Source organism: Staphylococcus sp. Mo2-1 (assembly GCF_046721385.1).
Lineage (GTDB): Bacteria > Bacillota > Bacilli > Staphylococcales > Staphylococcaceae > Staphylococcus > Staphylococcus equorum_A.
The window spans coordinates 1794929-1809007 of the sequence record NZ_JBEUUK010000001.1; the positions used below are offsets into that span (position 1 = coordinate 1794929).

The 14079-nt window shown below is 34.0% G+C and carries 8 protein-coding genes and 6 pseudogenes; 3 read left to right on the forward strand and 11 right to left on the reverse strand.

Annotated features, from left to right (window positions below; all coding sequences use genetic code 11):
- Window positions 1-158: 158 nt before the first annotated feature.
- Window positions 159-677, reverse strand: coding sequence for a GNAT family N-acetyltransferase (locus ABLV95_RS09195; protein WP_427706583.1), 519 nt, complete (start codon window positions 675-677; stop codon window positions 159-161).
- A gap of 271 nt (window positions 678-948) precedes the next feature.
- Between ABLV95_RS09195 and ABLV95_RS09200 the strand changes: the two genes are divergently transcribed.
- Window positions 949-1938 (forward strand): acrylyl-CoA reductase family protein, encoded by a 990-nt coding sequence (locus ABLV95_RS09200; protein WP_285324144.1) that lies wholly within the window; start codon window positions 949-951, stop codon window positions 1936-1938.
- Between the two features lie 213 nt (window positions 1939-2151).
- Entirely contained in the window at window positions 2152-3510 is a 1359-nt protein-coding gene (locus tag ABLV95_RS09205) for a glucose transporter GlcP (protein ID WP_427706581.1), read from the forward strand.
- 290 nt (window positions 3511-3800) lie between these two features.
- Here the strand turns inward: ABLV95_RS09205 and ABLV95_RS09210 are convergent.
- The 9 genes and pseudogenes from ABLV95_RS09210 to ABLV95_RS09250 all read right to left on the reverse strand — a co-directional run bounded on the left by ABLV95_RS09210 (window position 3801) and on the right by ABLV95_RS09250 (window position 11512).
- Window positions 3801-4203: pseudogene (locus ABLV95_RS09210) on the reverse strand (GNAT family N-acetyltransferase).
- 71 nt (window positions 4204-4274) lie between these two features.
- A pseudogene (locus ABLV95_RS09215) lies at window positions 4275-5308 on the reverse strand (NAD(P)/FAD-dependent oxidoreductase).
- Window positions 5309-5534: 226 nt separating this feature from the next.
- Window positions 5535-5955: pseudogene (locus tag ABLV95_RS09220) on the reverse strand (DUF2871 domain-containing protein).
- Between the two features lie 146 nt (window positions 5956-6101).
- Window positions 6102-6657: pseudogene (locus tag ABLV95_RS09225) on the reverse strand (YcnI family protein).
- Window positions 6658-6697: 40 nt separating this feature from the next.
- Window positions 6698-7949 (reverse strand): annotated as a pseudogene (locus ABLV95_RS09230) (copper resistance CopC/CopD family protein).
- A 309-nt stretch (window positions 7950-8258) separates the two neighbouring features.
- Window positions 8259-8706, reverse strand: a pseudogene (gene rpiB, locus ABLV95_RS09235) (ribose 5-phosphate isomerase B).
- Window positions 8707-8739: 33 nt separating this feature from the next.
- On the reverse strand, window positions 8740-9372 hold the full coding sequence (gene dhaL, locus ABLV95_RS09240; protein WP_427706572.1) for a dihydroxyacetone kinase subunit DhaL: 633 nt from the start codon (window positions 9370-9372) through the stop codon (window positions 8740-8742).
- A 12-nt stretch (window positions 9373-9384) separates the two neighbouring features.
- Window positions 9385-10383 carry a dihydroxyacetone kinase subunit DhaK gene (locus ABLV95_RS09245; RefSeq protein ID WP_427706570.1) on the reverse strand — a complete coding sequence of 333 codons (999 nt, stop codon included), beginning with the start codon at window positions 10381-10383 and terminating at the stop codon, window positions 9385-9387.
- Window positions 10384-10429: 46 nt separating this feature from the next.
- Complete coding sequence (locus ABLV95_RS09250; protein ID WP_069817542.1) at window positions 10430-11512, reverse strand: MDR/zinc-dependent alcohol dehydrogenase-like family protein; 1083 nt, start codon at window positions 11510-11512, stop codon at window positions 10430-10432.
- 174 nt (window positions 11513-11686) lie between these two features.
- Between ABLV95_RS09250 and ABLV95_RS09255 the strand changes: the two genes are divergently transcribed.
- Window positions 11687-12451: a DeoR/GlpR family DNA-binding transcription regulator gene (locus tag ABLV95_RS09255; protein ID WP_065338647.1), complete on the forward strand. Its 765-nt coding sequence runs from the start codon at window positions 11687-11689 to the stop codon at window positions 12449-12451.
- A gap of 97 nt (window positions 12452-12548) precedes the next feature.
- On the opposite strand, the gene ABLV95_RS09260 is transcribed toward ABLV95_RS09255, so the two are convergent.
- Entirely contained in the window at window positions 12549-14033 is a 1485-nt protein-coding gene (locus tag ABLV95_RS09260; protein WP_427706568.1) for a Na+/H+ antiporter NhaC family protein, read from the reverse strand.
- Window positions 14034-14079: the final 46 nt, after the last annotated feature.

Sequence of the window (14079 nt, forward strand, 5' to 3'; positions counted from 1 at the left end):
AATGATTTAGCCATATGTATTAATTTGCCCAATAAGTTAGATGAGAATTAGTATGTTATTCACTATAAATTTAAAAATAAACATCTTTTATCAAAATTTTTTCGAAATAAAATATAAATTTAATGAAAACTAAACAATTTATTAAATACTATTCATATCTATAAATCTTTCTCCATAATTAAATCCGTATCTATAATAGAACCTGTATAAAATTGGTGTTCTCCAGTCACTGTAAGTCCTTGTTTTAGATAAAACCGATAAGCTTGCGCATTATGCTCCCATACACCTAACCAAAGCTTTGATTTGTTCAGTTCTTTAGCTTTTGTTACTGCAAAATCAAAGACATCGCTACCTTTACCACTTCCTTGTGCTTGGGGGAGAAAATAAATACGTTGCAGTTCGAGATACTCATCACCCATAACTTCCGTTTGAGCATCATTAACATTCAATTTAAAATAACCAATTATTTCATTTTTTTCCTTATAAAAGTAAGTGAATGAATTTTTATTTAGTAATTCTTTTTCTAGTTGCTCCATAGCATAAGCTTCATTAAAATAATGGTTAAAATCTTCATCAGAATATTCGCCTGCCTCAAAAGTTGTTCTAAAAGTTGTCATGCACAAGGCTCTCAATATTTTAACCTCAGATTGTTTAACACGTTCAATACATTGGGTCATGATGTCCACCTCTATCTCAATTCATATTTGTAATTTATTATACTAATCCGAGGATAATTTTACTATAATTTGATTATAATTCCATTACTTTTAAAAGGTATATTTACAACATCGTTTTACTTTCACATAATCACAAAAGTTTTTTATTTTAAAACGCTTACTTCTAAAACCTTGTGTCTAGGCTTATTGTGTAATTTGCAATTACGTGATAAAGTTGATTCTAGTTTTTTAATTGTGCATAAATATATACATAAGGGAGTGCCCTAAGGCAATGACTGAATCATTTAAAGCTTTTGTAGTCGATGAACAGGACGGCAAAGTAACAAATCAATTTAAAGATATAACTATAGATGACCTTCCAGCAGGTGAAGTGCTGATTAAGGTTAAGTACTCAGGTATCAATTATAAAGATGCATTAGCAACAGTTGAAAATTCAAAAGTTGTCAATGCTTATCCAATGGTTCCAGGCATTGATTTAGCAGGTGTAATAGAACATTCTGATACGCACGCATTCAATCCTGGCGAAGAAGTAATCGTAACTGGTTACGATTTAGGTAGTAGTCATTTTGGTGGATTTAGTGAATATGCTCGTGTCAAAGAAGAATGGATCGTGCCATTACCTAAAGATTTAACACTGGAAGAGGCTATGATCTACGGAACAGCTGGTTATACAGCAGGATTAGCAATAGAGAAATTAGAACGTAACGGACTTTCAGTTGAAAAAGATGACGTTCTTGTACGTGGTGCTACAGGTGGTGTTGGAACACTAGCTGTTATGATGTTAGATTCTATTGGCTTTGATGTTGTAGCGAGCACAGGTAAATCAGGTGTTGAAGAAAAGCTTAAATCACTCGGTGCAAAAGAAGTTATACCTCGTATTAACGAAACTGATAATAAACTGCTTGGCAAACGTACTTGGCAAGGAGCAATTGATCCTGTAGGTGGCGAAAGTTTATCTCAGATTATCAAACAAATAGATTACAATGGAAGTATCGCAGTAATTGGTATGACTGGTGGTCATACATTTGACAGTTCAGTATTTCCTTTCATATTAAGAGGTACAAGTATTATAGGCATTGATTCAGTTTATACTGAAATGAAACAACGTAAACATATTTGGCGTCGATTAGCTAAAGACTTAAAACCAGATCAATTACATGAAATTAAACAAGTAATCAAATTTAGCGATATAAAAGATAGTATTAAAAAGGTGCTTGAACATAATAATTCTGGCCGTATCGTTATCGATTTCGAAGCCTAGTAAAATAGTGAGTTCTTGCTATCCTACTTCAATTTTATTTTGAAGTAGGATTTTTTGCATTTTAAATATAAATGAATTTATATTCGTATATAGAAAATGTTCCGTTTGATATAAACACATATGAATTAATAAAAAACTTATACTTTAATATTTACAACCAATATATGAAAGCGTATACTTATATCTATCGAATTAAATCAGGAGGGTTTGGGAATGAAAATAAATAAGAAACTCATCTTTTTCCTTGGTGCCTTAGGTGGTTTACTCTACGGTTATGACATGGGAGTCATATCTGGTGCCTTATTATTTATAAAAGATGATATTCCTTTAAATAGTTTTACAGAAGGTTTAGTCGTTTCATCTATGCTCGTTGGGGCAATTGTTGGTTCGGGAGCAAGTGGACCAATGTCTGACAGACTTGGACGTAGACGCGTTGTGTTTATCATAGCGATCATTTATATTGTCGGGGCATTAATTCTAGCATTAGCACCATCAATGCAAATCTTAGTACTCGGTCGTTTAGTTATCGGTTTAGCCGTTGGTGGTTCTACCGCAATCGTTCCAGTATACTTATCAGAAATGGCACCAACAGAACAACGTGGTTCATTAAGTTCATTAAACCAATTAATGATTACAATTGGTATTTTATCATCATATTTAATCAACTACGCTTTCACACCAATTGAAGGTTGGAGATGGATGTTAGGTCTTGCAATTGTACCTTCTCTCATCTTACTTATCGGTGTAGCATTTATGCCTGAAAGTCCAAGATGGTTACTTGAACATCGAAGCGAAAAAGCTGCTCGAGACGTTATGAAATTAACGTTTAAACACAGTGAAATAGACAAAGAAATTGCTGATATGAAAGAAATCAACAAGATTTCTGACAGCACTTGGAATGTTCTAAAATCAGCTTGGTTACGACCTACACTATTAATTGGTTGTGTGTTTGCCTTGCTACAACAAATTATAGGGATTAACGCAATCATTTATTATGCGCCTACTATTTTCAGTAAAGCTGGATTAGGAGATGCCACTTCTATTTTAGGTACAGTCGGTATCGGCGCAGTGAACGTGGTAGTTACAATTGTGGCTATTAATATTATTGATAAGATTGACCGTAAACGCCTATTAATTATCGGTAATATCGGTATGGTAGCTTCATTATTAATCATGGCTATCTTAATATGGTCAATGGGAATTCAATCATCAGCTTGGATTATTGTTGCTTGTTTAACTCTTTTCATTATATTCTTTGGTTTCACTTGGGGTCCTGTACTATGGGTTATGTTACCAGAATTATTCCCAATGCGTGCACGTGGCGCGGCAACGGGTATGGCGGCATTAGTATTGTCAATTGGTAGTTTATTAGTTGCACAATTCTTCCCACTCTTGACTGACGTATTACCAGTAGAGCAAGTATTCTTAATCTTTGCGGCTATTGGTATTGTAGCTTTAATCTTTGTTATTAAATACCTACCAGAAACGCGCGGACGTAGCTTAGAAGAAATCGAAGCCGAATTACGTTCTAGAACAAATGCAGACGAAGCAAATATTAATGAAACAAAATAATCTCATTATATAAAAGGTACACTGAAACACATCAGTTTTACCTCAAAGAGGGTATGAAGTCATATGACTTCATACCCTCTCTTTTTGTGCACATTAAACATTTGGTTTTTATAGGTGTTTTCCTTCATTAAATTTTTGTGTGCATTTTCTTCTATATAAGTTCAACCAACAAATAGTCGACAATCTAAAACAAACCTTTGAAATTATATACTAAACCACAGTACAACTTTTGGTGTTCAGTACAAAGTTTGATTTGTTTATGTTATTAAATAAGCCAGTTTTGTTATATTTTAATATTTTCTATACATTCCTGCCGAATGCGGTTCTGTCATGATAAAACCATATTGTGCATATAATTGATCTGCTGGATAATCAGCAATTAAACTGACATAAGTACCTTGTTCCGCTTCAGCAGAAATGTAGGCCATAATATCTGTCATAATCAACTTGCCATAACCTTGCCCTTGGTAATTAGGATTAACAGCTATATCAATAATTTGAAACGCTGTCCCACCATCACCAATCACTCTCCCCATGCCAACAAGCAATTGATTATCATAAATGGTTACATCAAAACAAGCATGAGCTAAACCTTTCTCTGCTGCTTTTTGTGATTTCTCACTCAATCCTGCTATTTTACGTAAATTTCGATACTCTGAAATTGCTTGGTGCTTCATGCTTTATTTCTATCATTTACGAACAACTCCTAAAAAAAGACTATGTAACATTTACCATATCACATAGCCTTTTAGCTTACTTTTATTTTATAGATATTTTTTCATAACTACTTTATTAGATTCTTTAAACACATCATTGTGACTAGATACATAACCCTCAGGCGTGGCTTTAGGCTCGACATATAATTTAGCTAAGTTTGCGGCATTCGCGAGCATCACTAAATGCACTAGCAATCAGATGTGCTTTTGCCTCATGATAAATAATATCACCACATGCATACAGTCCTTCAATACTTGTAGATGTATTGCCAAAACCTTTAATACTATATTCATTAAACATATCAACTTGAGTTGAAGATTCTTCTAGTAATGTACTTTCATGGTCAAACCCATGACTTATAATTACTTCATCAAATGTTTTTACAATTTGTTCTTTTGTTTCTGTATTTTCTAAAATAACTTGCTCAATTTTGGTTTGCGTAGAATCACCAATAAGTTGATGAATATGTGTATTAGATAACTTTTCAACTTCTAATTTTTCCAACACATCTTTCATTGCCTCATAGCCTCTAATATCTGCCTTACGATAAATAAGTGTGACACTTTTGGCATAACCACTTAAATCATTTGCCCAATCTAACGCAGAATTTCCGAGCACCTGAAATCAATACATTTTTATTTTTAAATTTTTTCAATGATTGGACTACATAGTGCAAATTCGTTAGTTTATAGCGCTCTGCATCTTTGATATCTAATTGCTTAGGATTAATAATCCCACCACCAATTGCAATGATGACAGATTTAGCATTATAAATATGATGTTTAGCCGTTTCAATTTCAAAATGTTGTTCTGCTATTTTTCTAATATCTATGACACGTTCTTCCAAATTCACTTCAGGATTAAAATGTAAACCTTGTGCAACCGTATCTTTAATTACTTCGGCACACGGTTTAGGTGCTAAACCACCAATGTCCCATATAATTTTTTCAGGATAAACATGCATTTTTCCACCAAGTTTATCTTGTATATCAATAATTCTAACACTCATACCTCGTAAACCCGCATAGAAACTCGCGTACAATCCTGCTGGCCCACCGCCAATAATTATAACGTCATCCATAATGAATCCTCCCAAAATCTATCTTTTCTGTTGATTCTATTATGCTTGAAATGATAACGGTTATCAATGGAAACGCTGTTATTTTTAATCAATTTTACATTTATTTGTGTTCTTCAAATTAATATAACTATACGGTCATTTTTTCTTAACCCATACCTCATTAACGAAGCGACTCATCAAGATAATAAAAAAGGATGAGACATCATTACATGTCTCATCCTCAATTTTATTTTTCATCTTTAGGATCTTTAATAATTGCACTTTTTAACAAGAAGAATAATAAAATAAATCCTGCTGTTAAAATTGTATGTCCGATACCGAGCAAATCCTGCAAATGATTCTGGTACTGTTTTACCTATGACTTGATATGTCCCTTTAGTAAACATCATTCCTATTGTTGTTAATACACCCAGGTTAAATATAATGTAGAACCAATTAAATAGATAATAACTACTTAAATTAAAGACTTTCGTTACAGGTAATAAAATAAGATGCATAAACATACCTAATATCAACGTATGTGTGTGTACAACTACAAGTTGTGTTTCACCAGTAAAATCATACGCTAACGTTAATTCACGATAATAAAACCCACTTAGTAAACCTAAGATTGTATAGACTAAAAAAGCATACAAAATTCTGCGCATCGAGACTCCTCCTTATAGCTATTATAGGATATTTTTTTGAAAATTACAGTGACAATTCAACAAACTTACACATTAAAAAGACAAGTCATATTTTTAAGATGACTCGCCTTTTTATTTATTTTATTAATTAACTTTACACACCTATTTTATTTAGCTGTCTTTTTAAAAATTGCTATTAACGATAAAATAATTGCAACAATTGATACAATCCATAGTGCTATTGGACCATTACTAGATTGACTACTTCCGAGCAGTATCTTCGTTGCCCTTAGCTACTTTAGTAATAGGCGCAGGTTTTTCTGCATCTTCATCGCCTGTCCATTTAACAGTATCACCATCATCGTAGGTTTGGTAAGCCTCCCATTTGAATTCTCCTTCTTTTTCAGGGTTAGCGACTTGAATTGGTAAATCGATGAATTCATTTGGACCAATGCCTTTATCTGTTGCTGTCCAAGTAATTTTTGTAATATTACCTTCATCATCTTTAGTTAATTTATGATCAAATTGATCATTAGGCTCTACACCAACTACTGTAAGTTCTTCCGGTACTTTTAATTCAATTTTAGTCGTATTTGCATCTTTTTCTACTGGAATTCTAACATCATACTTTTCATATGAGCCCGGTTCACTTGTATCCGGATTTAACGTTACATGTGCATCTGCACTTTTAGAAAAGCCCACTGCAATGATACATGCGACTATTGCTCGCCATAATTTGTTTGAACATTATTTTTATCTCCCTTTATCCTGGAATATTAATTTGACTCATAATTACACCAACTAATATCAATATGAGTCCTATACTTAATTCAATATACAATGTTACTTTATTTGCACGGTGTTGTTTTCCTAACGCACGTGTCGTTTGATAAAAACCTAGCGTCATCATGATGAGCGTTAATACCACTTTAACGATGAGCAATGCACTCCATGTTTGTATATCAGTCCAAATAGCTAATATATTTGTTTGATCTATAGACATCAATACACCCGAAATAATAATAAGTGCTACTGCAATTGTATTTAATTTCAATAAAAATGCTCTGATAGCCTGGCTATTCTGATTTGATTTCGCACGTATGACAAATAATAAATAAATCAATGCACCTAACCAAAGTGACATCCCGCCTATATGTACTGTTCTAATTAAAATCGACCAAATAGGCACGCTTTGAGACCATGCGTGTCCAGACATACTCAATGTGATTAGCATTATTATTGTGATGAATACGTACCAACTCTGTGCCATGTGTTTCAATGTAAATAACCCTAACAATACTATGATGGCCACCATCGCTAAGACAAATGGCACTTGTGTGAGTGCTTGCTGTTTGCAATGATAATACATCAGATACAACATCTGAAGAAAGTGTCATCATATAAACTAAAGCAGTTATTACTGAAAGCATCATAAGCATCCATACAATGGGTTTAAAATATCGATCAGACTTAAATGTTAATAATCCCTTCCTACTTGCCAATTGATTTACTAGAAATAGGCCAGATAATGTAATAATAAGCCCTTCAGTTATAAAGCGTAATGCACCAAACCAAAAATCTGCTTTTTCATAAAATGGTGGTGTTGTGTCAATGCCATTAGCAGTTTCTTTTCCAATTGAAAATTCAAACGTATCGCTTATCTCGTGACCGTCTGCTGACATTGTTTGCCATTTTATATTATGCGTTCCTTTTTCTAACTCATCCACAGGAAATGATAATGTCTGCGAAGAACCCGTTGTACTTGGTTTCACTTCAGCAATTTCACTTCCAGTATCATCAAAAATTTGCACACTTGAATATTGTGCGTGTACTGGTTCATTAAATTGTAGCTCAATTTCTCCTGGTTGTTCATCTACAACGCTGTTTGCGTTTGGCGTTGCTTTTTCAAGTGTGGCATGTGCTGACACTTGTTGCGTTAATGCCATAAACACTATGATTATAGTGATGAAAAATATAGACATCGTCGCTTTAGGAAATCTTATAGACAGTTGCACAACATATCCCCCTAATTATGTCTTGTACCTCTCATCATATTAAATTCAAAGTATATTCACAATATTAATTATTAATTGTCATTTTTCAGACATATCATTTACAATAATTATTTTAATTCATGTTATATACTTGCAATCAATTTATTACACATTATTCATTTATACAATGCTATCTTTTAAAAATATGATGTTTTACTTTTCAAAAATAAATATCACTTATGCGCTCTCTAAATAATAAAACGCTCATTCCCAAATTGTTGTAATTAGGAATGAGCGTTTTTAATATATGAATTGATTTCAAATTATCTTTTAGTTGTTTTCATTATGCTCAACTTGGTCTATTTTATCCACTTTACGCTGTGAACCGCCTTCCCAAGCTACGTTGAGATAAGCTTCAACGTTCTTTTTAGCGACTTCTATACCAACAATTTGAGCACCCATGGTCAAAATTTGTGCGTTATTACTTAATTGTGCACGTTCTGCAGAGTAATAATCATGTGCAAGTGCTTGCACGAATGCCTTTGAGTTTATTAGCAGTGATTGCAACGCCAATACCTGTACCACAAATTAAGATACCTCTTTCATTTTGTCCTTGTTGGATGCTTTTACCTACTTCAGCGACTACATCTGGATAGTCAGTTTCTGCACATTGATGACAACCAAAATCTTCTACCTCATGTCCTAATTGTTCAACATGAGCTTTAACCGCTTCTTTTAATTCATAACCATTATGGTCTGCACCAATTGCTATTTTCATTCTAATTCCTCCTTATAGATTTAGCTACAGTAATTAAATAAATGATTTAAAAGTTTCTAACATGAGATACGAAGATGTCGCACCTGGGTCAACATGTCCTTGGGCACGGTAACCGAGTCTTTTAGAACGGCCTTTATTCGAAATAATCTCTTTCGTGCTATCCATTCCTGACTTCGCTTTAACCAGTGCTTTATTAAAAGCAGGCCCAAACGGTTCGCCCTCATCTAGTGCGCTTTCTAAAGATTTATAGAATGGTTCAAGCGTATCTATCATTGTCTTATCTCCAATTTCAGCTTTACCTCTATCTTTAATACCTTTACTAAAAGCAATCCAAAATTGATATAATGCTTCATCATCTAGTTCAGTTTTATTTTTTATTGCAACGGCCGCTTTAAGATAACCAGAAGCATAGAGTGGACCAACTGAAGAACCAACTGCATCTAAAAAACTTTTCCCCACTGCAACACTAATCTTTGCGATATCGTCTTGTGTTTGTAATTCATTATTTATCGTTTTTTGTACGGCTTGATAACCAATATTCATCGTTACACCATGGTCACCGTCACCGATTTTCCTATCCAATTCACAAAGTACATCTTGTTGTTCTTCAAATAAGGTTGTTAACGCTAAGATATATGCTTTAAATGATTGACTCGTCAACGCCATAACTACTTCCTCCTACACTTCTTTAAAGTTTGGGCAATCTACAGGATGATCCATACAAGATTTCAAAGTGTCATCTAATTTCATTAAAGTCACCGAAAAGCCGCCCATTTCCATTGAAGTTATAAAATTACCTATATAAGATTTATATGTTTTAATATTTTGTTCTTTTAAAATTTCATCTACTTCTTTATTTATGATGTACAGTTCCATTTGAGAGGTTGCACCTAAGCCATTAACCAATACAACCACTTCATCGTCAGCGTTATATAATCCTTCTTTTAAAATATTTTGCATCATCACATGGACTGTTTCTTTTGCTGTGCGAATTGTTGTTTTTTCAATACCAGGCTCACCATGATGTCCTAAACCAATTTCCATCTCATTTTCTTCTAAATCAAAACTTGGTTTTCCAGTTTGAGGTAAATAGCATGGACTTAAACCAATACCCATTGAACGTGTATGATCATTAGCTAATTGGGCAATACGTCTTACCTCTTCTAAGTCATAGCCAAAATCAGCTGCTGCGCCTGCCGCCTTATACACTAACAACTCTCCAGCTATCCCTCTACGATCATCAATATCTTTTGAAGAGGCAACATCATCATTACCTATGACCACTGCGGTTTTGATGTCATCTTCAATTTCAGTCATTTCACTAGCCATTTCAAAGTTCATCAAATCGCCTGCGTAATTACCATAAATGTATAGCACACCGTGTCCTGAACTTATTTCTTTAGTTACAGCTTGTATTGGAATAGGAGATGGAGAAGCAAATATATTACCGACAGCGACACCATCTGCCATACCTTTACCTACATAACCCAGAAACGCTGGTTCGTGTCCTGAACCACCACCTATTAATACACTTACTTTTCGATTCGTATCACGTTTCTTTCCAATTAACGCCCTTTGATGAAGTTTTGAACGTCTAATATAGTCAGGGTAGGCAATCACATAACCTGTCATTAACTCTTCAATGACATTATCGGGGTTATTAATCATTTTTTTCATTTCAATTCTCTCCTTTTTACGATGCTCTGTATTTGTACTTAGCTGTTTAAGGTACCAGAACGATTTTTAATGATTGATCACCTTTTTTCATTAGTTCAAAACCTTCCTCAAAATCTTTAAGTGCTAATTGATGCGTCACAACACCATCTGTTGGGAAATCTCCTTTTGCTATACCATCGATAACAAGCGGGTAACAATAAGGTCCTAAATGGCTACCCATTAGGTCTAATTCTTTACGGTCTGATATAATACTCCAATCCACGGTAACGGGATCTGCAAATACCGAAAATTCTACAAAACGACCTAATTTTCTAATTGCACTCAAACCTTGCTCTACTGATTTAGGATGACCGGTTGCTTCGATGTAAGTATCACAACCATACCCCTCAGTCAGCGCTTTAATTTCTTTGACGACATCTACCTTAGATGGATTCATAACAATATCAGCGCCGAATTTTTTTGCTAATTCTAAACGGTCATCTTTCATATCTAGCACTACTAACGTTTCAGCTCCTGATTTTTTAGCAGCACCCACCATGCCTAAACCTAAAGTTCCTGCACCAGATAACACAACAAAATCACCGAGTTTAACATTTGCACGTTGTACAGCGTGTAAACTACATGCATAAGGTTCTATTAAAATTGCTTTTTCAATTGGCATATCTTCCGGCACTTTATAATTAATTGCTTCTTTCGTGAATTTCATATATTCTGCCATACCACCGTTTACATTGTTTTGGAAGCCATATAGATCATGTTTTTCACACATCCAATACTGTCCATGGTTACAAAATCTACAATCCCAACAAGGTACAATTTGTTCAGAAATTACACGATCACCAATTTCAAAATCTGTGACTTCATTACCTTTTTCTACAATACGTGCAATAAATTCATGTCCAGGTATCATAGGTGCTTTGATATATGACGGCTGTGTTTCATCACCCCAAAAACTAGGTGCCCCATCATATGCTTTAATATCACCTGCGCAAATTCCACAAGCTTCTACTTTAACGACAATCTCCTTAGGATTATCAATTGTTGGCGTATCTACAGTTTCATATTTATATTCTCCAGGTGCATAAGCTACAACAGCATTCATTTTTTCCGGATAATTTTTCTTTGTCATTATTAACAGCTCCTCCACTTTTTAGAAAGCGTTTTCATTTACAACTACAATTCTAATATATTTTTTCGTTTCTTTCAAATATTTTTTCATTTATTTTCGTTTTGTCTTGTTTTTATTTGCTTGTGTACGATTTATGTTAAAATAGTTTATGATACGAAGGAGGATATGATTCATATGAAAATGTACGCGGATGAACGAAGAGAGCATATATATACCTATATAAAATCACACAAACGTGCGACTGTTAAACAGCTTTCAGATTATTTAAGTGTGACAGAAGCAACCGTTAGGAGTGATCTTAGACGTTTAGAAAGTGAAAACAAAGTCACTCGAACACACGGTGGTGCAAAAGTAACTGAAAATATGACTTCTAAATTAAACTTTTCTTATCGTCTGACACAAAAACATAGTGAAAAGTATAAAATTAGTAAATATGCATTAAAAAAGATTGAACCCCAACAATGCATTATGATTGATGCAAGCTCTACAACATATGAATTAGCAAAATTATTAGCAGAAACTACTATGGAACTTACAATTATTACAAATGGTTTAGAAAATGCGGTACTTTTAAAAGAGAACCCCCATTTAACTGTTCTAGTAGTTGGAGGATTTGTTTCCCAGGACTCAAATGCTATTACTGGTAATATAGATTCACAAATATTAGAAATGTATCATATTGATTATTTCTTTTTATCCGCAAATGGCTTTACACTTGATAATGGATTAACAGACTTCTCACTACCTGAAGTTCAATTAAAAAAACAAATGGTACGAGAAAGTGAAAATGTAATTGCACTTATTGATAAAAGTAAATTCGATATTTCTTCTACACTTTCCTTTGCCAAAATCAGTGATATCACCGAAGTCATAACGGATGAACCACCAACTCAAAAATGGACACATGACGTCCCTTTCACGCTTACAATTGCACAATAAATAAAAAGGAACAATGATGAAAACTGTTATTTTAAAAGTTAAATATGACTTCTAAAATATTACAGTACATCATTGTTCCTTATATTTTTGTTATTTTTTAAACGCCGCCGCTCCAACCTACAGCAGTAAAGATGTAAAGTATAACTGAACCAACGACAATCCAAATTAGAAACAGTGGTATCATAAATTTAAACCACGAACCAAAGTTTGCTTTGGCAATCGCGATAGCACCTACTGTTGCACCTAAAGTTGGTGTAATTAAGTTACCTAACCCTCCACCAAACGATAAAGAGGTTAACAGCATTTGATCATTAACGCCTAACGCATTAGTTACAGGTTGTAAAATAGGAATCATCACACTCATTAATCCTGAACCAGACGGTACTAGGAAATTAAATACACCTACGACAATAAAGACGATAACAGCTACCATGCCAGATGATGAACCATCAAGTTGTGTAGTAAGACTGTTTACAATTGTACTTAATATCTTTCCTTTTTCTAAAATAACACTAATTGTATTTGCCATGATAATCGCAAATGCTACGACCAACATCGGTTTAGCACCTTCCAAAAATCCATCAACCATTGCAGTTGTCCCTTTTTGTTTTATTAAATAGGCTAAAACAAAACTAATGCCAAAAACAGTAATAAATACACCATTGCCGTATTTTTCTGTCCAGTTTAACATACCATTACCTAAGGCTAATATAATCGGCGTCACAATGACTAATGCGGCTACGATGATATCTCTCCAATTTACTTGTCTATCTTCAATTGCCATATCATCATTACTTTTGTCTTTATGATTAAACAGCCACGTATGCGTCGGCATCATACTCTTATTGGGATCTTTAATGACTCTTCTTGCGTACCAAATCACATATAACAAGGTGATAATTAAAAACACTGCATACATGATAGCTCTTCCACCATAACCAGAATATAGCGCTACTTCAGGATAAACAATTTGGCCAATTTTAGCCATACCTGATGGAGAAATTGAAAATGCCATATACAAAGGTAAGAATGTAATCGCTAGTGCCATAATAGGGTCTAATTTCAAACGGTTTACGAGTATGACGCCAAGCGTTACGAACACGATCATTTGATCTCCACCAACGAAGAAGCCGATAAACGCCATCAAAGAAAACAACCCGATAATTAATGGTAATGCACCTGCATGTTCGAAACGAAAAATCATATAATTCGTTAATTTTGTCACAGAGTCTAATTGTAATATACCGCCCATTGCGCCACCTATAAATAATAATAGTGTAATCGTTTGGGCCGATTGTATCCCCCCATTAAGTATGAGTGTAATAGCATAAAATGGGTTCACTGGACTTTGTGAAATCGCATGATAAGTTCCCTGTATCATTGATCCGTCTTTACTCGTATCAAATTGTCCAGCGGGAATGACATACGTCAATAAACAAGCAAACATCATCATAATAAGCATCATTATTAGCACATGAGGTAATTGGAATTTTCTTTTCACTTTTGTTTCAGTTTGCTCTAGGGTGTTGTTGACGTTACTATGATTTACATGTTCATATGATGTTGTACTTGATTCTGACATGAACTTCACTCCTTATATTTAAAAAACAGACACAACATTATAAAAC